The sequence below is a fragment of the Glaciimonas sp. PAMC28666 genome (assembly GCF_016917355.1).
GTDB lineage: Bacteria > Pseudomonadota > Gammaproteobacteria > Burkholderiales > Burkholderiaceae_D > Glaciimonas.
In genome coordinates this window covers 3,700,918-3,721,784 of the sequence record NZ_CP070304.1, presented here as the reverse complement: position 1 = coordinate 3,721,784, position 20,867 = coordinate 3,700,918, and the positions used below count along the sequence as shown (strand labels likewise).

19 protein-coding genes and 1 pseudogene are annotated in these 20,867 nt (G+C 51.8%); 9 read left to right on the top strand and 11 right to left on the bottom strand.

Annotation, left to right across the window (positions count from 1 at the left end; genetic code table 11):
• Positions 1-106: 106 nt before the first annotated feature.
• Positions 107-559, bottom strand: a complete 453-nt coding sequence (locus JQN73_RS15850; protein WP_205319810.1) for a hypothetical protein — start codon at positions 557-559, stop codon at positions 107-109.
• On the opposite strand from JQN73_RS15850, the gene JQN73_RS15845 reads away from it, so the two are divergent.
• Both JQN73_RS15845 and JQN73_RS15840 read left to right on the top strand, forming a co-directional pair.
• Entirely contained in the window at positions 560-1,357 is a 798-nt protein-coding gene (locus tag JQN73_RS15845; protein WP_205319809.1) for a hypothetical protein, read from the top strand.
• Between the two features lie 14 nt (positions 1,358-1,371).
• Positions 1,372-1,680, top strand: a complete 309-nt coding sequence (locus JQN73_RS15840; RefSeq protein WP_205319808.1) for a hypothetical protein — start codon at positions 1,372-1,374, stop codon at positions 1,678-1,680.
• Between the two features lie 107 nt (positions 1,681-1,787).
• Here JQN73_RS15840 and JQN73_RS22815 read toward each other — a convergent pair whose 3' ends face one another.
• Positions 1,788-1,883, bottom strand: coding sequence for a SymE family type I addiction module toxin (locus JQN73_RS22815; protein ID WP_205323407.1), 96 nt, complete (start codon positions 1,881-1,883; stop codon positions 1,788-1,790).
• Positions 1,884-1,940: 57 nt separating this feature from the next.
• On the opposite strand from JQN73_RS22815, the gene JQN73_RS15830 reads away from it, so the two are divergent.
• Genes JQN73_RS15830 through JQN73_RS15800 form a run of 7 tightly spaced genes read left to right on the top strand, consistent with a single transcriptional unit; the run spans position 1,941 to position 8,237 of the window.
• Positions 1,941-2,936, top strand: coding sequence for a hypothetical protein (locus tag JQN73_RS15830; RefSeq protein ID WP_205319807.1), 996 nt, complete (start codon positions 1,941-1,943; stop codon positions 2,934-2,936).
• On the top strand, positions 2,937-3,236 hold the full coding sequence (locus JQN73_RS15825) for a hypothetical protein (protein WP_205319806.1): 300 nt from the start codon (positions 2,937-2,939) through the stop codon (positions 3,234-3,236).
• 42 nt (positions 3,237-3,278) lie between these two features.
• Positions 3,279-4,493, top strand: coding sequence for a hypothetical protein (locus tag JQN73_RS15820; protein WP_205319805.1), 1,215 nt, complete (start codon positions 3,279-3,281; stop codon positions 4,491-4,493).
• An 11-nt stretch (positions 4,494-4,504) separates the two neighbouring features.
• A complete protein-coding gene (locus tag JQN73_RS15815; RefSeq protein WP_205319804.1) occupies positions 4,505-4,780 on the top strand; it encodes a hypothetical protein in 276 nt (91 codons plus the stop codon).
• A 37-nt stretch (positions 4,781-4,817) separates the two neighbouring features.
• Entirely contained in the window at positions 4,818-6,980 is a 2,163-nt protein-coding gene (locus tag JQN73_RS15810; RefSeq protein WP_205319803.1) for a hemagglutinin repeat-containing protein, read from the top strand.
• 8 nt (positions 6,981-6,988) lie between these two features.
• Positions 6,989-7,342 carry a DUF2489 domain-containing protein gene (locus tag JQN73_RS15805; protein WP_205319802.1) on the top strand — a complete coding sequence of 118 codons (354 nt, stop codon included), beginning with the start codon at positions 6,989-6,991 and terminating at the stop codon, positions 7,340-7,342.
• Positions 7,343-7,349: 7 nt separating this feature from the next.
• Positions 7,350-8,237, top strand: coding sequence for a hypothetical protein (locus JQN73_RS15800; protein WP_205319801.1), 888 nt, complete (start codon positions 7,350-7,352; stop codon positions 8,235-8,237).
• A 298-nt stretch (positions 8,238-8,535) separates the two neighbouring features.
• Here the strand turns inward: JQN73_RS15800 and prpF are convergent, their stop codons facing one another.
• The 9 genes and pseudogenes from prpF to JQN73_RS15755 all read right to left on the bottom strand — a co-directional run bounded on the left by prpF (position 8,536) and on the right by JQN73_RS15755 (position 20,811).
• On the bottom strand, positions 8,536-9,726 hold the full coding sequence (prpF, locus tag JQN73_RS15795) for a 2-methylaconitate cis-trans isomerase PrpF (RefSeq protein WP_205319800.1): 1,191 nt from the start codon (positions 9,724-9,726) through the stop codon (positions 8,536-8,538).
• A gap of 65 nt (positions 9,727-9,791) precedes the next feature.
• Positions 9,792-12,386 (bottom strand): Fe/S-dependent 2-methylisocitrate dehydratase AcnD, encoded by a 2,595-nt coding sequence (acnD, locus tag JQN73_RS15790; RefSeq protein ID WP_205319799.1) that lies wholly within the window; start codon positions 12,384-12,386, stop codon positions 9,792-9,794.
• A 171-nt stretch (positions 12,387-12,557) separates the two neighbouring features.
• Positions 12,558-13,709 carry a 2-methylcitrate synthase gene (prpC, locus tag JQN73_RS15785; protein ID WP_205319798.1) on the bottom strand — a complete coding sequence of 384 codons (1,152 nt, stop codon included), beginning with the start codon at positions 13,707-13,709 and terminating at the stop codon, positions 12,558-12,560.
• Between the two features lie 41 nt (positions 13,710-13,750).
• A complete protein-coding gene (gene prpB, locus JQN73_RS15780) occupies positions 13,751-14,638 on the bottom strand; it encodes a methylisocitrate lyase (RefSeq protein ID WP_205319797.1) in 888 nt (295 codons plus the stop codon).
• Positions 14,639-14,963: 325 nt separating this feature from the next.
• Positions 14,964-15,869, bottom strand: a pseudogene (locus tag JQN73_RS15775) (GntR family transcriptional regulator).
• A 335-nt stretch (positions 15,870-16,204) separates the two neighbouring features.
• The gene (locus tag JQN73_RS15770) at positions 16,205-17,050 is read right to left on the bottom strand and encodes a FadR/GntR family transcriptional regulator (protein ID WP_205319796.1); all 846 of its coding nucleotides are present in this window, start codon (positions 17,048-17,050) and stop codon (positions 16,205-16,207) included.
• Positions 17,051-17,230: 180 nt separating this feature from the next.
• Entirely contained in the window at positions 17,231-18,463 is a 1,233-nt protein-coding gene (locus tag JQN73_RS15765) for a CaiB/BaiF CoA-transferase family protein (protein ID WP_205319795.1), read from the bottom strand.
• A gap of 61 nt (positions 18,464-18,524) precedes the next feature.
• Positions 18,525-19,670, bottom strand: a complete 1,146-nt coding sequence (locus JQN73_RS15760) for an acyl-CoA dehydrogenase family protein (RefSeq protein ID WP_205319794.1) — start codon at positions 19,668-19,670, stop codon at positions 18,525-18,527.
• On the bottom strand, positions 19,660-20,811 hold the full coding sequence (locus JQN73_RS15755) for a hypothetical protein (protein WP_205319793.1): 1,152 nt from the start codon (positions 20,809-20,811) through the stop codon (positions 19,660-19,662). Before JQN73_RS15755 ends, JQN73_RS15760 begins: the two co-directional genes overlap by 11 nt.
• Between the last annotated feature and the right edge of the window lie 56 nt (positions 20,812-20,867).

The window sequence follows — 20,867 nt, the reverse complement described above, 5'->3', positions numbered from 1 at the left end:
GCCCCTGCACGTCTGCCAGGCTTAAGGTGTGCGCCGCAAGGCGCAAGGATTGATCAGGGTTACCGCACGCGCTCGTGCCTCACTTGCTGCCGTGCTTCGCCGTCATTCAGATGGCAGGACAAATCAACGACAACGACAACGACAACAGCAACAGCGCTTTACAAGCGGTGCAAGGGATAGAGCCGCCTTGCACCGCATGGCCTAGCGTATTTCTTTGAGAGCCGTCAAGGGTGCGGCTGCGCCCGCTACGCGCCCTTGACGGGATGAGCGCCGGTGCAGTCCGGCGAAGAAGCGTGACGCACAAAATAGTCTCCCCACACAGCATCCGTATAATGGCGCGATGCACAACCCCCAACGGCAACATCAAAGGCACCCCCCACGCACGCACCGCGTGCGTCTTAACGCCTGCTCTGTGGAGGCAAAAACCGCGTCTGGAAAAATCCCCCCGCGTAAGAGCGTGTCTGGAAAATGGATCGCCCGGCAAGCCCCGCCCCGTCTGGGTCGGCGGCGTTTGGCGGTGAATATTGCGTCGGACTGCCCTGATGCTAATAATCGGCAAATGCATCCTGATGAGAAAAAGTGGATTAAAGGTAATGCATCACGTTATGCGCTAAAAAAAGGAATTTCGATTGATCAGGCACAACAAGAATTAACGGCACAGGCAGATCGGCAAGTCCAGTCTGGCTCATCTGGTTCATGGGATCAGAGTGCCTATACTTTTTTACAGGAAGCAGGGCGTGGTTTACTGCCCTCAGAAGGCAAGAGTGGCACGGGATTTATGTTCTACACAACACCCGAGCAGAAAGCGAATGCTGATATGTATGCAGGTTATGGCGGCACGAACAAACCGTCAGATAGTGATATTAACGCAGCAATGGATCGCGATCAGACCATTCGGGCACTGGCAAGTAAGGCGACGCTTGGCGCTGCTGCAACCGCTGCCGGGGTGGCAACTGCTGGCGTGGGGGGCGGCTCAGTGATGGATGTTTATGCCGCTTATAAGGCGGCTGCGGCGGCGTATTCGGCAGGGGCGGCTTTGGGGACGGGAGCGGCGGTTTCGGGAACGACTTATACCGTTGGAGCGGGGGCTGTGGCGGGTTATGATAAATTTTTCAATCAGAAAAATTTTAGTACTGGCTTTGATCAACGCTTCTCTTATCCCGGCCTCGCTGCTGCAATGGCTATAGGTGGCTTAACCGGCATGTACAGTACGGCGATGTTCGGGTGGGCTGGAACACCTAATACCCTTAAAAACTGGGCAACAGTGCCTGGACTTATCACGCGTGTTAATAGCGGTGTGTTTGGCAAGGTCGCTGGTGATGCTGCGCAAGGTGTAGTTAATTCACCCAAAAAATAATAATCGGAGGTGATATGTTTGACGGATTCTGGTCTGGAATAGTTGGTGGCTTATTTGGCCAGGTGATTACGCAATGGTTAAGCCGATTTAAGTATCGGGTAATTTTTTTAGTGGCAACGGTGAGTATGTATGTTGGATTATATATATCTGGAATTTATGCAAAGGGGTTAGCGTTTGCTACTCAAGCAATGCTAGAAAACACCTTCACTCCAGTTGGCATACTAGTCCCAATGAGCGCAGGCGTAGGTGCTGTCTTCTTAGCTTTTATCGGTTCACTGAACACCCCTAAAAAACCAGGCGAAGACGATAAAAATAGCTCGTAGTATTTAGTTTCTTATAAACGAAAAAATCCCCACCACCATCTAGCCGTAACCAGATGTTGTTGGGGGATTTTTTAGTGGCTAAACAAGAACGCTATTGCCGCCGGTTTCTATACTCTGGTGATCACTAGCCTGTCGGTCATCACCTGTACTTTGATTTTAGTCTGCGCTGTAAAGCTAGCCTGTTTAAGCCATAAGTCGCGCAGTCTAAAAAATAGCTATAAAGAAGATGACACACAAAAATAATTCAGAATAATCAGCAGTTGCATCAAAGCGAACGTGATTGGGCCAAACAGAATGCTAAAAAATACAGAGAGCACCTGCAAGAAAAGACCGGTGAAAATATTTCGACAGAAGAAGCTTACCAACGCTTATTGTCAGCGGGCTATGCCATTGTCGATAGCGCAGCGGAGAGAGGTGGCAAGAGCGATGAAACCGCCAAGCAATTTATTGCAGAAAACAAAACCAGCACACTATTTAAGGCCACCGCAGCAGAGCGTACTAATCCATTTGCAGGTGGTAATGTAGACGGGTCATGGACACCTGAACAGCAAGCACGGTTTGGCTTAAAAACACCCGCAGAAGTAGCGAGCAAGTTGGTAACAAATGCAAACGACTATCTCGGGAAATCGTGTAGTGATAATTGTGGCGCAAAGTTTGATGCAATTAATGATGCGCTGCTGGCATTAGAAGCTACGAAGCCCTTATATCAAGATGACCTTGGTAGTATTAATCTGATTAACGCACAGATTGATTTACTTAAGAATGGCATTACCGAAACCGAATTGGTGCGCGGTGCTGCGCAATCAATCGCAGAAACCGATAAGGCGATTGCCGCTGCGTTGTTAGGAAGTGGCGTAAAGCCAGCGATCCCCAATAACTTGGTTAGCAGCACTGTAAAAGCGAAACTATTAACAAAACTAGAGCAATCTGGTACGAAACTGACACCTGAAAATGTGGTTGCTATCAAAAAATTAACCGATGGAAGAATTGTATTTTTGGAGAAGGGGGATTCCGCACGCGGTTTGCAGCATATTATTGAACGACACGCGACAGATTTTGCAAATAAAGGCATTTCTCAAGCAGATTTGCCTACCGTTATCATGCAAGCTATAAGCCAAGGAAAATTTGTGGGGAAAATGGGTACTGCATCCGTATATGAAATTACATATAACGGCCTATCAAAACATATAGCGGTTGGCGTAGGAAATAATGGTTTTATTGTCACAGCTTTTCCCGTCTCTTCCTGGAAGCCATAAATGAGGAAACTGACCCTAGTTGCGGAATGCTTAACTTCACCAATTTTCGATCATTCTGTCGAGAATATGGGACCTGTGGAGCTTTCAGAACTTCCGATGAGTATCGACATTAAAAAAGAGATTGAAGAATGGGATTGTATTTTTCAAGCAGCAGTAGACCAAGGTTATCCGCCATATTACGGATTTAAGACAGAAGAAGAACTGCAAATTTTTAATGAAAAAGGTTATCAGATTTCAATAAAACTACAAAAAGAGTTGAAACAAAAATATGAAATTACTTACGTCCCACAGTCATGGTAATTTCTTACTAAAAGTTTCAGAGATTTTGCTGTACTTGCCAACATGGTCGGTGAGTTGGCACAAGGACAGTGGGCCGACGGTTCCCCCCAAAAGATCGCCCTGCACGGCATCGTCGGACTGATCCAGGCAAAGATCGGTGACAGCAGCGCCATTGGCGGCGTCGCAGCAGGCATGAGTGTTGAAAAGATGTCACCGCTCATTAGCGAATATCTGCTCAATAACGGCTACGACATCAGCAGCAAGGAAGGACTGCAGGCCTACAACGACATGATGGGACTGGGAGCCACGCTGGTCGGTGCGGCTGCAGGGGGATTGGCAGGCGGCGGGATGGATAGCGCTGGCATGGGCGGGATGATGGGGAAGAATGCGGACCAGAATAATCGGCAAATGCATCCGGCTGAGGTTGACCTGATCAAAAAAAATGCTGAACGATTTGCAAAAGAGTTTTATCAAACAGATAAACCCACGGCAGAACAGTTGCAAGGTGCAGTAGCCATGTTAGCCAATACTGCGCAAAATCTGATTGATTACAATCTTGGCTACGACGTGCCTTACTTTAAACAGGCAGAATCTTTTTTACATACGTTGCAATCAGAGTACGCATCCACCGATCCGACACTATCCATCGGGAATGGACAATACCTGTTCTATGCCACCAATGACCAAAAAAATTCACCGTATATCAACAGCGGTTACGTTGATAAAGAAATTGCCGGTGTGATCATTAAAGCGCCGATCAGAAAACCTGAAATACCCGGCGAAAATAATAGCAAACGCGATCCTGCGACCAACTTGCCGTTGGATGAAGAAGGACGCTATGCGCAACAGATTGTAGTCGATGGAAAAATGCATGCGCCGAAATACTTCCCTTGCCCGCGCGCTTCTGCGGGTTGTGGCGGGCAGAATCTGGATATGTCGGACCCAGGGACGGCGGCTTATGTGACGGCGTTGGATAAGAAGATACTTAGTGATATTGGCGATGGGGCGACAGTGGCGGTAATAGCCAATCCGGTGGGGGCATTGGGAACCGTTGCTGCATATATCGGAATCTTAGCCTCAGTTACGTCGGGTGTGGTAGACGGAACACCTAAGACGGCCATAGCAAAAGAGGTATTGGCAGCTGCCGCGACAAAATATTTACGAAGTGTTTACGGACTTTCCGAAGCCGCGGCTAACAGAGTCACTGCATTGGTTGAGCTATCCGGAGGATGGCAAGCGATTGTAGACCGTTCAAAACAGCAAATAGCTGACATGTAGGAAGAAAAGAAATGATATTTCGGAAATTTTTAATAGTTACTGCTTTCATTATTCCAATAATAGGTTGCGCTGAGTGTTTGAGGCTTTTTTGGGCCGAAGCCTATACAGATTCACTTTTACTTTTTACGGGAGTAATTTGGGTTAGTTGGGCATCTTTTTCTTTTTTATATAATAAAGACATACCCGGCGTTGGTCATTTTAGCTATGACGATGGTAAAAATCAGCTTGCTCGCATTGGCTTGTTGATAGTAATTGTTATTGCGTTCTGTTTAGCTTTGATTTTTTAATGAATGTTAACAACGAATTTCAGCGCAAGCGCGCACAATGAATATCGCCAGCCGCGAAGGCGACATCACGATGGAAGGCGCTAAACTACAGGCAAAAGATATCCGTCTCGATGCTGCCAGAAATATTCAACTGATCGCCGCCGCCAATACCACCGATCTGCAATCGACCAACAGCGGCAGCAATGCCGGCATTGGTGCCACGCTCGGCTCCAACGGTGAGCAAACCGGACTCAGCTTCCAGCTCGGCGCATCCGGTTCCAAAGGCCACGCCAGCGGACACGAAACCAACTACGACAACACCCAGATCAGCGCCACCGACCAACTCACCATCAAAAGCGGCGACGATCTGACTATGCGCGGTGCACAACTCGCCGGCAACACAATCAACGCCGACATTGCCGGCGACCTCAACATCCTGAGCCAGCAAGACCTCAGCAACTTCGAAAGCAAACAAGAAAACGGCGGCTTTAGTCTGAGCCTCTGTATTCCGCCAATTTGTGTTGGCAGCATGCTCACCGGCAGCGTCAATTACGCCAGACAAACGGTCGACCACCACTATCGCAGTGCGCACGGACAAAGTGGCATCGCCGCTGGCACCGGCGGCTTTACGCTCAACGTCAAAGGCAACACCGCGCTCGAAGGCGGCGCCATCACCAGCACCGCCGCAGAGGAAAAAAACACCCTGCGCACCGCCAGCCTCACCAGCCGCGATTTGATCAATCAACAACACACCGCCGCCGACAGCATCACTGCCGGTTTCTCCACCAACGGCCTCGCCAGCAACCTCACCGGCAACGTCCTCGGCAACCTCACCGGCGGCGCCGGCATGCCCAAGAGTGGGGACGCCACCAGCCACACCGACAGCGTCATCAGCCCGTCCACAGTCACCATCACCGGCACCGGCGACGCCACCACCGACGCCCACAGCCAGGCCACCGCCGAGACCTTAACGCAGCGCGATGCCGCTACCGCCAACGAGACCCTCAGCAACACCTTAACCCTGCAGCAAGCCCACAATTTACAGGCAGAACAACAACGCGCACAAGACAACCAGCGCGCCGCCGACATCGCCGGCGCAGCCCTCAACGGCATGGTCGGCGACATCGCACAAAAAGCCGGCTACCCCGACGGCTCCCCCCAAAAGATCGCCCTGCACGGCATCGTCGGACTGATCCAGGCAAAGATCGGTGACAGCAGCGCCATTGGCGGCGTCGCAGCAGGCATGAGTGTTGAAAAGATGTCACCGCTCATTAGCGACTACCTGCTCAATAACGGCTACGACATCAGCAGCAAGGAAGGACTGCAGGCCTACAACGACATGATGGGACTGGGAGCCACGCTGGTCGGTGCGGCTGCAGGGGGATTGGCAGGCGGCGGGATGGATAGCGCTGGCATGGGCGGGATGATGGGGAAGAATGCGGATACCAACAACCGCCAGATGCACATGTCAACTTTCCTGCGCGTGAAGCAAGGATGTAAAGGTAGTAGTTCGGGTGAATGTAAAACCATCGACAAAATGAGCGGCGTACGGTCTGGCATGCCAACTGATGATCCGGCAGTCCCTGCAAGTAAAGTCGTCGCCAATTACGATGCCGATGACAATGTGGTGAGCTACACACTGATTGATCGCAACAGCAATCAGCCCACCATGATCATGGAACCACTGGAGTTCGCGGCTTATCAAAATGCCTCACCCGGACTGCAGGCGATGATGGAATTATCACCGCAATATGCGTTAGACTTTGCTTCCGCAGGGTTACATTCTGCAAATGGGAATTCCGGTCAGGCATACGAGAATCTGGGGGCTGGTCTAACGTCACAAGATTATTTCCGGGACGTGGCGTTAGGTATCGCAGGCGCTGCGATTTCTGCTGTAGGAGTGGCTAAACCTAGCCCAGTTCTTTCTGAAGGTGCTGCGAATGCTGGTACTGGATTGGGCTTAAAAAAACAACTGGCAAACCAGCAACAATTGTTTGAATTGACTACTGGAAAAGGATTATCAATTGCCGGAAATGGGGCTAGTACAACTTTGCGGGATGCCCCTCGTTTAGCCTCCGAATATGGTGGAAATTCAAGTGATTGGAGCAAAATAAGTAGTCAGGGCTACGTTAGTTCCAATGGTATTAAGTTTGAAATTCATGCGTATCGTAACGCAGTAACTGGGCAAATTGTTGAGCCAAAATCAATCCGTTTGAAATAACCAATCATATGAAAAATCGAAAAGCATCAAATGAAATTGAGGAAATAGCGCGACAAAATTTGGTTACCTTGGCGGAAGCTATGCTTGATGGTGATTTATCTTTTTTTGAAGGTGCCATAGAAGTGCTTACATTAAAAGAAAAAGTCGGTGGCGTGGTCGACAGAGATCCGGATTTTGATGCATTTCTAGTGATTAGGTCTGAAACAGATCACTTGCCACTCAAGAGTCAGCACTCTCTTTGGTCATCGGAATCTCTGAAGCACTTAGAGCCCGAATATCTAAGTGCTGAAGAGTGGGCAAAATCTTTTGCTCCTCAAGCATGCAAAAATTTAATTAATCGTTTTAAATTGTTATCAGAATAATCGGCAAATGCATCCGGCTGAGGTTGACCTGATCAAAAAAAATGCTGAACGATTTGCAAAAGAGTTTTATCAAACAGATAAACCCACGGCAGAACAGTTGCAAGGTGCAGTAGCCATGTTAGCCAATACTGCGCAAAATCTGATTGATTACAATCTTGGCTACGACGTGCCTTATTTTAAACAGGCGGAATCTTTTTTACATACGTTGCAATCAGAGTACGCATCCACCGATCCGACACTATCCATCGGGAATGGACAATACCTGTTCTATGCGACCAATGACCAAAAAAATTCACCGTATATCAACAGCGGTTACGTTGATAAAGAAATTGCCGGTGTGATCATTAAAGCGCCGATCAGAAAACCTGAAATACCCGGCGAAAATAATAGCAAACGCGATCCTGCGACCAACTTGCCGCTGGACGACGAGGGACGCTATGCGCAACAGATTGTAGTCGATGGAAAAATGCATGCGCCGAAATACTTCCCTTGCCCGCGTGCTTCGGCGGGAAGTGGTGGGCAGAATCTGGATATGTCTGACCCGGGGACGGCGGCATATGTGAAGGCCTTGGATAAGAAGATACTTGGGGATATTGGGGCAGGAGCATCGGGAGTGGCATTAGCGATTCCCGGTGGTGCAATTGGCATTGCGGCGGGTTTAACGGGAACAGTAGTCAATTTAATCTCAGCATTGATTGACGATCCCGTTTATGTAATTGGGCAAGAAGCTACAACTAGAGCAGCAACTAGCTATCTGAAAAATGTCCTAAAAATGTCCACTCCGAATGTTGTACGACTAGTAGCTTTAGTTGACTTAGCAGGTGGATGGAGTGCTTTCGTTTCGCGCATGCAATCTGAATTTACCCAAGAAAAAACAGCGAATGAGGCAAAATGATGAGCATTCGTATTTTTATAATTACATTTTTAGTTTTTTATGCGGCCCCAAAAAAATATCACGTAATCAAGCATTATAGGCGCTAAACGACAAGCAGATCGCCAGGTTTAGTCAGGTTCTCCCGGTGCGTTTGACCAAAGTCCGGGTATATAATTAAGTCAGGCTGGACATGGTTCACTACCGACAGATGGCGACGGTGGCCCCAGTTTTTGTGGCAGTAACCATATCCAGTAATTCTACAAATATGAACCTGTGCGGCAGGAACTTCAGCTAACTGACGCCCCCGCGATCACTCAATTCAGAACGCGTCGCCCGGCACGCGTACCCACCCTTCCATCAATACCCGCGCGCTGCGGCTCATGATGGCTTTGGTGACGCTCCATTCGTCGTTATCCTGAACGGCTTCCGCGCCCACCCGTAACGTACCGGAAGGATGTCCGAAGCGCACGGCACTTAGCGCGCCGCCACCGGCGGCTAGATTCACGAGTGTGCCGGGTATCGCTGCTGCGGTGCCAATGGCGACCGCCGCTGTACCCATCATGGCGTGATGCAGTTTGCCCATCGACAGTGCTCGTACCAACAAATCGATATCGCCAGCGGCGACCGGCTTACCGCTTGACGAAACGTAAGCCGCCGGCCTGGCGACGAACGCTACCTTCGGGGTATGCTGGCGATTCGCTGCTTCATCAATGTGCTTGATGAGACCCATACGGACTGCGCCATACGCGCGAATGGTCTCAAACATTGCCAGCGCTTTATCGTCACCGTTGATGGCGTCTTGCAGCTCTGTACCGGTGTAGCCAATCGACTCTGCATTCACGAAAATGGTCGGAATGCCGGCATTGATCATCGTGACTTTGAGCGTGCCAACGCCGGGAACCTCGAGGTCATCTATCAGATTACCAGTAGGGAACATGGATCCGCCCGCGCCCTCCTCGTCGGCTGCAGGAGATATGAACTCAAGTTGCACTTCTGCAGCTGGAAACGTGACGCCATCCAGCTCGAAGTCGCCGGTTTCCTGGACTGCACCGTTGGTGATGGGTACGTGGGCGATGATTGTTTTGGATATATTGGCTTGCCAAATACGCACAGTCGCCATGCCATTTTGCGGAATGCGAGCGGGATCAACCAAGCCGTTGCTGATGGCGAACGAGCCAACCGCAGCGGACAGATTACCGCAGTTTCCGCTCCAGTCAACAAAGGCTTTATCAATGGCGACCTGACCGAACAGGTAATCGACATCATGCTCAGGCTTGCTGCTTTTGGACAGGATCACGGTTTTGCTGGTACTTGAGGTTGCAGCACCCATGCCGTCAATTTGTTTGCCGTAAGGATCAGGGCTGCCGATGACGCGTAACAACAACGCATCGCGTGCCGCCCCTGGAATTTGTGCTGTCTCGGGTAAATCCTGCAGGCGGAAGAACACACCTTTACTGGTGCCGCCACGCATGTAGGTTGCGGGTATCTTGATCTGGGGTACGTGGGTCATAAGGAGTCCTGGTTAATCTGTGCGGCACGTTTTTACACCGCACAGAATCACAATGTTGCGCCCTTTCAGGCGGCTACTGACGACTCAAGAAAGTCCTGAGCGAAACGCTGCAACACGCCGCCAGCTTCGTAGATCGATACTTCTTCGGCGGTATCGAGACGGCAGGTTACCGGCACTTCCACGCGCTCGCCATTCTTGCGATTGATGACCAGTGTGAGCGTCGTGCGCGGCGTGCGCTCACCAATCACGTCAAAAGTTTCAGTGCCGTCAATGTTCAAGCTGAGGCGATTGACGCCGGGCTTGAACTCTAGCGGCATCACGCCCATACCGACCAGGTTGGTGCGGTGAATCCGTTCAAAGCCTTCCGCCGCGATGGCTTCGACGCCCGCTAGCCGGACCCCTTTGGCAGCCCAGTCCCGCGAAGAACCCTGGCCGTAGTCGGCGCCAGCGATGATGATTAGCGGCTGCTTGCGCTCCATGTAGACTTCAATCGCTTCCCACATACGGATGATCTTGCCTTCTGGCTCAACGCGGGTCAATGAACCTGCTTTGACCTTGCCATTTTCCAGCACCATTTCATTTTTCAGGGTGGGGTTGGCGAAGGTGGCACGCTGCGCGGTGAGATGATCGCCACGGTGAGTTGCGTAGGAGTTAAAGTCCTCTTCCGGCAGACCCATTTTGGCCAGATATTCACCAGCTGCGCTATCGAGCATGATGGCATTCGACGGTGACAGGTGATCGGTGGTGATGTTGTCACCCAATACTGCCAACGGACGCATGCCTGTCATGGTGCGCGCTCCGGCCAGCGCACCTTCCCAATACGGTGGACGGCGAATGTAGGTGGTCTCCGGACGCCAGTCATATAACGGACTGACTTTTTCGCCGTTATCGGCGACCACGGCGAACATCGGCTCGTAGACCTTACGGAACTGTTCCGGCTTGACGCTGGAAGCGACGATGGCATCGATTTCTTCATCCGACGGCCAGATGTCTTTCAGAGTCACGGGATTGCCTTCTGCATCAACGCCCAGAACATCTTTTTCGATGTCGAAACGGATAGTACCGGCAATCGCGTAGGCCACCACCAGCGGCGGTGAAGCCAGGAAGGCTTGTTTAGCGTATGGATGGATACGACCGTCAAAGTTGCGATTACCCGACAGCACAGCGGTAGCGTAGAGATCGCGATCCAGCACTTCTTTCTGGATGATTGGATCCAATGCGCCGCTCATGCCGTTACAGGTGGTACAGGCAAACGCTACAACGCCGAAGCCGAGCGTTTCCAGCTCAGACAATAGCTGGGCTTCTTCCAGATATAGCTTGACGGTTTTGGAGCCGGGAGCCAACGAGCTTTTCACCCATGGCTTGCGCGTCAGACCGCGCGCGTTAGCATTGCGCGCTAACAAACCCGCCGCAATCATGTTGCGCGGGTTGTTGGTGTTGGTGCAACTGGTGATGGCGGCAATGATCACGGCGCCGTCCGGCATCAAACCAGGCTCATTCTCGACCTTGCCGCTGATACCACGCGCAGCCAGTTCGGAGGTTGGCACGCGGCTGTGTGGATTGGATGGTCCAGCGATGTTACGCACCACGGAGGACAGATCAAAGTGAATAACGCGCTCGTATTCTGCGTTCCTCAAGCTGTCTGCCCAAAGCCCGGTCTCTTTCGCGTATAGCTCCACCAGCTTGACCAACGCATCATCACGACCAGTTAGCTTCAGATATTTGATGGTCTGCTCGTCGATATAAAACATCGCGGCAGTAGAACCGAACTCAGGCGCCATATTGGAAATGGTGGCGCGGTCGCCGAGCGTCAGGTGGGAAGCACCTTCGCCGTAGAACTCAAGATAAGAGGACACGACCTTTTGCGCACGTAGAAACTCGGTCAATGCCAGCACGATGTCGGTTGCGGTGATACCCGGTTGCGGCTTGCCGCTCAACGATACGCCAATGATATCCGGCAGACGCATCCACGAAGCTCTGCCCAACATCACACTTTCGGCTTCCAGACCGCCTACGCCGATGGCCAGTACGCCCAGCGCATCCACCATGGGCGTGTGACTATCGGTACCGATCAGCGTATCGGGAAAGGCCACGCCATCTTTCACCTGAATCACCGGCGACATGCGCTCAAGGTTGATCTGGTGCAAGATACCGTTACCTGGAGGGATCACGTCAACGTTCTTGAACGCCTTCTTGGTCCAGTTGATAAAATCGAAGCGATCTTCGTTACGACGATCTTCGATGGCACGGTTTTTATCAAACGCATCTTTATCGAAGCCACCACGCTCAACCGCCAGCGAGTGGTCAACCACCAGTTGCGTCGGCACGACCGGATTGACCAGCGACGGGTCTCCGCCTTGCGCGGCAATCGCGTCACGCAGACCAGCAAGGTCCACCAGCGCGGTTTGACCGAGGATGTCATGGCAGACGACACGGGCCGGGAACCATGGAAAGTCCAGATCGCGCTTGCGCTCAATGAACTGCTTCAGGGATGCGGTCAGGGTCGCAGGGTCGCAGCGGCGCACCAGGTTTTCGGCCAGCACGCGGGAGGTATAAGGAAGTTTCTCGTACGCGCCCGGGGCGATGGCATCTACTGCGGCCCGCGTATCGAAAAAATCCAGCTTGGTGCCGGGAAGGGGTTTGCGGTTTTCGGTATTCATGGCTCAGTCAAGAAAGAGAATGATGGTCAGGGGAGTGGCTTTTTGCTATCCTCGGCCGCCACCAACGGAAAACCGTTCGTGGCGATTCCTGTTCGAAACAATTTATCGCGCGGTGTATCTGATTTACTTTTAGGCTAACCGCTGTTTTGCGAGCGGTTGGCCTAACCAATACTAACGTTCAGCGATAGGGACAAATGCCAGATCATCCGGGCCGATATAATTTGCCGATGGACGGATAATCTTGTTATCAATGCGTTGTTCGATCACGTGCGCGGCCCAACCAGACGTACGGGAGATCACAAACAGTGGAGTGAACATCGCCGTCGGTACACCCATCATATTGTAGGAAACGGCGGAGAACCAGTCCAGATTCGGAAACATTTTCTTGACGTCCCACATCACGGTTTCCAGACGCTCAGCGATGTCGAACATCGCCGTCGTACCGGCCGCTTCAGACAAATTGCGTGCGACTTCCTTGATGACTTTGTTACGCGGATCGGACACCGTGTATACCGGATGACCGAAGCCGATCACGACTTCCTTGTTCTCTACGCGCTTGCGGATGTCGGCTTCTGCTTCGTCCGGATTATCGTAACGCTTCTGAATTTCGAATGCGGCTTCATTTGCACCACCATGCTTCGGTCCGCGCAACGCGCCTATACCGCCAGTGATTGCGGAGTAAATATCTGAGCCCGTACCAGCGATAACGCGGGTGGTAAAAGTGGAGGCATTGAATTCATGTTCTGCGTAAAGATTGAGCGAAACATGCATCGCTTTTTCCCATTCGGCAGATGGTTTTACGCCGTGCAGCAGATGTAGGAAATGACCGCCGATGGAATCGTCATCGGTTTCGACTTCGATGCGTTTGCCATTGGTACTGAAGTGATACCAGTACAGCAGCATAGAACCAAGCGATGCCATCAGACGATCAGCAATATCCCGCGCGCCAGGTGCATTGTGATCGTCTTTCTCTGGCAACGTGCAGCCCAGCACTGAAACGCCGGTGCGCATCACATCCATCGGGTGTGACGCAGCAGGCAGCGCTTCCAGCGCGGCCTTGACGCTGGCGGGCAGACCACGCATGGACTTCAGTTTTGCCTTGTAGCCCCTGAGTTCTGCAACGGTCGGCAACTTGCCATGTACCAGTAAATAGGCGATTTCTTCAAATTCACAGGTTCCTGCCACATCCAGAATGTCGTAACCACGATAATGCAAATCGTTACCAGTTTTACCGACCGAACACAACGCGGTATTACCTGCGGTGACGCCAGACAATGCGACAGATTTTTTTGGCTTGAAAGGGGTTGCTTGCGCTTCGCTCATTTTGTATCCTGACAGAAAAGATTGATAGTGATCGGTAGTACTTATTTTTTCTGGGCTGCAAACAACGCATCCAGATGCTGCTCGAAATCGTGATAATTTATCCGGTCATACAATTCCATGCGTGTTTGCATGGTATCCACTACGTTCTTTTGCGTGCCGTCGCGACGGATGGCGGTATAGACGTTTTCTGCAGCCTTGTTCATGGCGCGGAATGCTGACAGGGGATATAGCACCAGACCAATATCGGCTGCTTTCAGTTCTTCTAATGTAAACAGAGGCGTGGAACCGAATTCAGTGATATTGGCCAATACCGGCACCTTGACGGCAGCCGCAAACTGCTTGTACATCGCCAATTCTGTAATCGCTTCCGGGAAAATCATGTCGGCACCAGCTTCGACGCAGGCAATCGCACGTTCCAGCGCGGACTCCAGGCCTTCGACTGCAAGTGCATCAGTGCGGGCCATGATGACGAAATTTTCGTCGGTACGGGCATCGACGGCAGCTTTGATACGGTCGACCATTTCTTGCTTGCTGACGATTTCTTTGTTAGGACGATGGCCGCAGCGCTTGGCGCCGACCTGATCTTCGATATGGATCGCTGCCGCGCCGAATTTAATCATCGATTTAACCGTACGGGCGACATTGAAAGCGCTTGAGCCGAAGCCGGTATCCACATCGACTAGCAACGGCAGGTCGCAGACATCGGTGATACGGCGAACGTCGGTCAGTACATCATCCAGATTGGAAATGCCAAGATCAGGTAAGCCCAAAGATCCGGCTGCGACACCGCCACCGGACAAATAAATTGCTTTAAAACCAGCACGTTTAGCCAGCAAAGCATGGTTCGCGTTAATCGCGCCAACCACTTGCAATGGGGATTCTTCTTGCATCGCCTTGCGGAAGGCAGCACCTGCGGAATATTGACTCATTTCTTCTCCTAATGGAATCGCGATGTGGTCTATGCAGACATCTGCATTGCCATTGCCAGTAGTTCAGCAACAACTATGCCAACCACGCTCTTCCTCCTTGAAAATCGAATAGGGAGCAAAAAATCAAATGAAATCAACTACTTGCAGAGGTGGGAGTCAGAAAATTTGACATGCTTGAAAATTAATTTTTAAAATCTTGTTTCAACTTATGTTTCATAAACGTTTCAATAAAAACATTGAAACGCACATTGAAACATGCAATGCAACAAACAGTGAATGCTTGAAACAACAATACGCGATCATATCCTTGCGCGGTCCCGTGGAATCACGGATTCAATATGCGCGTTATCTTGGAAAGCGCATTCAACGTATGCAGCAAATGTTGCCGCAGCATCTCCGACGCCTCTTCGTTTCGCTCTTGCTCAAGCAAGTCCAGAACGTGCAGATGCTGCTTGCAATGCTCTTTATAACGCTTGCGATCCTGCATCGAGCGATAGGACAGCAAGCGGCGCACGCGATTAACCCGCTTGATCGTGTCGATGAAGAAAATGTTACCAGAGGCTTCTATGAGCGACTCGTGATAACGCACGCCACGGTTGTGCAACTGGTCCGCGGTATCGGTTTCGATACCGCCATTCAGTAAATGACGCTCCGCAAATCGGCATCGCTCCAGTATTTCCGGTGCGAGTTTGTAACCTGGCTCCAGCAGAGCGGCTGGCTCTAACGCAAGGCGCAGACGATAGGATTGCAACAAACTATCGGGCGTGGTCAGCATCGTAGAAAAAGCCCAGCCGTATCCTGGCTTCCGTTCAGCCCAGCCCTCTTGCGCTATGCGGCCAAGGACAGCGTTGAGCTAAGTGGTGGTCAATCCATATTTCTTTTTGATAAACTGTTCCGAAAACGCATCCGGTAGCTCTCCCCGCAAGCGGTCGTCGGCAATGCGAAAATAAATGGTCGTAATTAAATCTGAAGCCTCAAGCCCCAATTCATCGACCACTTCGGATAACAGATTCGTAACGTCCTGGGCGACAAAATAACCCTTGTTACGCTCGCGTGTCAGCATGCCCTTTTCATGCAGCAACGACAATGCGTCATTGATCGGTTGACGGGAAACTCTCAAGCGATCAGCCAGCATTTGGGCCGGCAAATGACTGCCGATGGACAAGCCCTCACGTTGAATCAACTCAACGATCTGCGTGGGTATCGGGCTGTCGGGATTCAGTACATGCATATGTTGCTCCAAAAGACGCAACCTTACTACTAATCGGCAACCTGGGTGGTTTTGTCGGACCCTATGCAATTGGCTACATAAAAGGTGAAGGAAATAGCGCTAGTAAAGGCTTGCTATTTTTTTTAGCAGGCTTGCTGGTGATCTCTTTTTTGATGACAATTTTTATTCGGCTTGATGACAAACAACAGACAGTCATTACAGCGTGATCGCTATGCGGACCAGATCAGCCTCACCAGCAACAGGCTCGGCCGCCCGGGCCAGACATTCTTTCTCGCCTCTCGGCAGCCAGAGGATGATCAAATCCTTCCGGCTTGACGCGCATAAAGACTTCCATATCAAGGAACCCGGCGCGTGGGACGCTTAACGATGCCGACCGGGCGCTGTTCGCCGAGCGGCTCGTTCAATACGTCAATGGTCATGGGCGCCTTGTATGCGCTCAAGACCAGGTCGCGGGTATGCTCCAGGTAGGTACGCCAAAACTTCTCTGCCGCAGCCGGCGTTCCGCTGCGCATCAGTTTCACCATCTTTAAGCGATCCCGAATGCTGTCTTGACGTAGTTTGTCAACGCTCGCTTTCGCGATGGTTCGCTGTGTGACGTGCTCGTGCTGGCGGCGGATAATGTTATAGATCAGCGAAGCGAGAAGATGGATAGTCTTGTTGCCGCAGTGCTGCGTGATCAGCATCGAGAACTCAGCGCTAAGATCGGCGTAGCGTATCAGATCGGTCTGCGCGGCCTCGCGCGCGGCGACAATATTGGCCTCGAGTTCAGCCAGTGCGACGGGGCTACGCAGCGCCGCCAGCAATCCAGCCGCCGGCGGTTCGATGATGATCCGGGCGAGCCACACATCCTCTAGCGTAGTACCCTCGATCTGCAGAAACAGGCCGACCTGACGGGCCGCGGCACCGACATCGATCGGGCTCACACGGGCACCACCGTGCCTACCGCGAGCGATGGTGATGAGCGACTCAGATTCGAGTAGACGCAATGCTTCGCGAAGGGTTGGGCGTGAGATTCCGAATTCAATTTGTAGCACGTTCTCCGGATGTAACTTATCGCCGGGCTTGAGCTTGCCAGTGACGATTTGACGACGCAATTCCTCAGCCACTGTCGCGGCGGCTTTTTGCGGTTTACGGGAGGCAGTACTAGTGGCTGTCCGGAGCTTGGTTACGGTATTTGTCATGCAATTAATATTAGCACATGTCGTTATTAAACAATAAATGGAAATTCGTTTCAGGTCGTCAATTTTAGGTGATTTTTTTGACGATTCCCAACGGGGAAAAGTAAGCGCCGGCACACCCTATGCAGTCAATATTTCTCTATTTTTACAACAACTCAAACAAGCCGAATTGCAAATATTGATCTAGGCAACAGCCCCGATGAAGTTCACCTTATCCGAACCGGCATGAAGCGAAATATCTTCGTGGCTCGCTACTTTGATGGTGCCATCAGCTCTGAGCTTCGCGATTTCGCTCTCCGAATAATCCAGTTCACGCAAGATCGCCTCCGAGTGTTGCCCGAGCGCTGGCGTGTCGAAGCGCGTGTTTCCGGGTTCGTCCGTAAATCGAATCGGATTGCCAATATGATCCCAACCGCGTTCATCGGTTGTGACAGCACCACGTTGCCTGAAGTGCGGATCCTCGAGCATTTCAGGCAACGTTTGTACGGGCGCAAAGGGAATATCGCGGCCCTTGAAATAGGCTACCCACTCGCTCTTGGTTTTAGTGCGAAAAGTTTCCGTCAAAAAATCATGCACAGGACGTTGCCCCTTTCCTGGCGGAAGCTTGCACAGATCGATCAGATCGGGACGGCCTAGTACGGTGAGAAGATTGACAGCGAACTTCATCTCTTGCCCACCGAGTGCGATCCATTCGCCATTGCTGGTTTCGTAAACGGCATAGAGCGCATTGCCACCGAGCGAGCGCGACTCCGGGACATTAGGTTGACGCCTCCCCGCCATCGCCGTATCGAGATTATTGGGAATTGCAGCGAGCAGGCAATCGGCCATTGCCATGTCGATGAAATCACCCCGACCGGTTTCCTTGCGACGCAGCAGCGCCATAAGCACAGCAGAGAGCGCAGCCATTGACGAAAGCATGTCTGCCGCCGGCAAACCAGGAATTGCAGGCACGCCATCTCTGCCCAGGTTCAGCGACAAAACGCCGGCCATCGCCTCTATCGCGAGGTCGTGAGTGGCGAGGTCGCGGTAAGGACCGCTCTGTCCAAAGGCAGAGATCGATGCGTAAACAATATGTGGTGCCCGCGCACTGATCTTTTGATAGCCGATGCCCAGTCGCTCGGCAACACCAGGCCGAAACGCCTCGATGACGACGTCCGAGTCCTCGATAAGCCGCATCAACGCTTCCAGTCCGGCTGGCTGCTTTAGATCGAGCGCCAGGCTTTTTTTGCCGCGACTTGTATTCGCAAAAAAAACGCTGATACCGTCGCGCATCTCGCCGACCGCGCGGGTCGGCTCACCCTCGTCAACCGACTCAATTTTGATGACTTCGGCGCCGTTATCAGCCATGAACTGCGTCAACATCGGCCCGGGCAGAAAACGCGACAGGTCGATGACACGAATGCCTTCGAGTTTCATAAGCAGCCCTCCTTCCTGGGTGTACCCGCCGTCATAGGGCGGGTTGGCATGTAGTTATATTTCAAAATGGGGCGAATTCTTTTCCAAGCAAGTCACGCGCAATAATCCCCAGGTGAACTTCACGCGGCCCGTCAGCCGACTCCATCCCCAGACAATCCCGAAGTCGTTGCTCGAACGGCAAATCCTTCGCCCATCCATAATGGCCGTGTAAACGCATGCAGGTGTAAAGAACTTCGTTGGCTGCCTTCACGCCCCACCACTTGGCCATCGAGGATTCCTTGTCATGGCGCATTCCCTTGTCCTTCAAAGACAGCGCGCGGTAACACAACATACGTGCCGCTTCCAGTTTGGTGGCTTCCATCGCGAGTTCGTTCGCCACGCCCTGCCACTTGGAAAGTGAACGCCCCATGACCTGCCGGATCTTGACGTACTCAATTGTTTCATCGAGCGATTTTTGGGCGGCGCCGATGCATGCCAAAGGCACAAAATTCCGGTTGTAACCGATGATCGTCATCGCCCAGATGAAGCCTTGGTTCTCCGCACCGATCATATTCCGTGCCGGTATCCGCACGTTGTCAAAGAAGAAGCTGCCCGCCCGATCAATCCGTTGTCCCATACGCTCGAACTGCGTCGCTGTAACACCAGGAGTGTCGGTCGGAACCAAAAAGAACGACAGTCCCCGCGGTCCGGGGCCGCCGGTTCGGGCCGACACGAACACCACTTTGGAAACGCCGCAAAAGGTAATGCTGGTCTTCTCACCCGTGATGATGTAATGGTCACCATCCTTGACTGCCTTGGTCGTGATGTTACCTGCATCGGCACCACCGCCGGGCTCAGTGAATGCCAGCGACATCATCTCGCCATTGGCAATGCGCGGAATCCACTCTTCCTGCAATTCCGGTGCCATGGACGAAGCCATCTCGCCGAGGTGGATAGCATTGCTGATGATGTAGCGAATATTATGGTCACAACGGCCGATCTCTTCACACACAATCCCGCAGTCAACGAACGAGTAACCCTGGCCACCGAACTTTTCCGGAAGCCGCAAACGCAACAAGCCCATATTAATCAGCTTGTCCATGAAATCTTTGGTTAACCATTCCCCTGTTCTATCCCAGCGTTTGTATTGCGTAAGAAGTTCTGCCTCAGCATATTTTCTTACCGAATCGCGGATCATCTCTTGATTGTCAGAATAACTAAAGTCCATTTGTCTTCTCCGTATGTCCATCATTTATAATTTCTCGCGGCCCTTGATAATAAGGGCCAGAGATGGGATGTTTCCAGGGTGTATAACCTTCTTTTTGGTATGCTTGCGGGCCCAACTTGAAGTGCCTGGCCGCTTCCAGACTTTCTAATCCCGGCATGTTCGGATCGTAGAACGCATCCGGATGCGTCGGCCTCGGGCCAGCCTTTCCAACGTGACCAAATACGGCGCGACCAATGATTTCTTCCAGCATCCATACGCACTCGATGACCTTATCCAGATCCACACCGGTAGCGATGCCTAGCCCTTCCAGCATATGGATGACATCCTCAGTCGCCGCCATTCCCGACGCCCGGCCGTTCCCGCCGAATTGACCACCTCCGATGCCACCGAGCGTCCCCTCGATGATGACTGTGTCGTCTTGATCGAGCGTGCGCAGCGCGGAATAAATGGCAGGCAGCGCCATTCCGCGCGCGTTGTGCATATGAAGATGGAACTGTTTGACTTCAGGCCACCGATGCTTGATTTGTTTAAGATCGTCTTCCATCTCATGCGGCAGACACCAGCTCTGCGAGTCGTGTAGTCCGATCTCCATTACGGTGATCCCGGCCGCATTTAGCAAAGCCATTTGCCGCTCAAGAAACAAGAAGCGATAGCTCTGAGAAAACTTTCCGAGGAAGTTGGATCCCCATGCGGAGCCAATGCCGATGCGGGCCTTGCTGATCCCGCGACCTTTTGCATCCCGAATCACCTCTGGCCAGCTTTCCATCATCTGTTCAACTGAGCGATTGACGTTCCTGCGCTGATGAACATCACAGATATCCAGAAACAGCGTGCAGAATTCCTCTTCAATTGTCAGCGGAGGGGAATATTTTTCAGCACGTTTTTTTGCCTTCAGATTATGGATAAAAGTTAAGTAAGTCACGCCCTCTTTGGGACGGAATTGTTGAAGTAGTTCTTCAAAGCATCCCATCTGAGGGACAAATAATGGACTGACGAAAGCGCCGACGGTTATCCGTTTTAAACCGGTCTCGGAGAGGGCATCCAAAAACGCCACTTTGGCTTCCAGGGGAATGCCCACGTCTTCTATTCCGAAGCCCTCCCTCATCACCTCTTCGTTGTAAATCACCGTTGGCCAATTCACCGTTGCGCTCCTATTAATTAGTCTATCAATTCAATCGTTTAATTCTTTGGTTAATT

Coding starts and splice junctions, on each gene's coding strand:
- JQN73_RS15810 (WP_205319803.1), top strand. CDS start 4,818: ATGAATATCGCCAGCCGCGAAGGCGACATCACGATGGAAGGCGCTAAA.
- acnD (WP_205319799.1), bottom strand. CDS start 12,386: ATGAATACCGAAAACCGCAAACCCCTTCCCGGCACCAAGCTGGATTTT.
- JQN73_RS15820 (WP_205319805.1), top strand. CDS start 3,279: ATGGTCGGTGAGTTGGCACAAGGACAGTGGGCCGACGGTTCCCCCCAA.
- prpB (WP_205319797.1), bottom strand. CDS start 14,638: ATGAGTCAATATTCCGCAGGTGCTGCCTTCCGCAAGGCGATGCAAGAA.
- JQN73_RS15840 (WP_205319808.1), top strand. CDS start 1,372: ATGTTTGACGGATTCTGGTCTGGAATAGTTGGTGGCTTATTTGGCCAG.
- JQN73_RS15800 (WP_205319801.1), top strand. CDS start 7,350: ATGCATCCGGCTGAGGTTGACCTGATCAAAAAAAATGCTGAACGATTT.
- JQN73_RS15805 (WP_205319802.1), top strand. CDS start 6,989: ATGAAAAATCGAAAAGCATCAAATGAAATTGAGGAAATAGCGCGACAA.
- JQN73_RS15765 (WP_205319795.1), bottom strand. CDS start 18,463: ATGAAACTCGAAGGCATTCGTGTCATCGACCTGTCGCGTTTTCTGCCC.
- prpC (WP_205319798.1), bottom strand. CDS start 13,709: ATGAGCGAAGCGCAAGCAACCCCTTTCAAGCCAAAAAAATCTGTCGCA.
- JQN73_RS15770 (WP_205319796.1), bottom strand. CDS start 17,050: ATGACAAATACCGTAACCAAGCTCCGGACAGCCACTAGTACTGCCTCC.
- JQN73_RS15825 (WP_205319806.1), top strand. CDS start 2,937: ATGAGGAAACTGACCCTAGTTGCGGAATGCTTAACTTCACCAATTTTC.
- JQN73_RS15845 (WP_205319809.1), top strand. CDS start 560: ATGCATCCTGATGAGAAAAAGTGGATTAAAGGTAATGCATCACGTTAT.
- JQN73_RS15760 (WP_205319794.1), bottom strand. CDS start 19,670: ATGGACTTTAGTTATTCTGACAATCAAGAGATGATCCGCGATTCGGTA.
- prpF (WP_205319800.1), bottom strand. CDS start 9,726: ATGACCCACGTACCCCAGATCAAGATACCCGCAACCTACATGCGTGGC.
- JQN73_RS15815 (WP_205319804.1), top strand. CDS start 4,505: ATGATATTTCGGAAATTTTTAATAGTTACTGCTTTCATTATTCCAATA.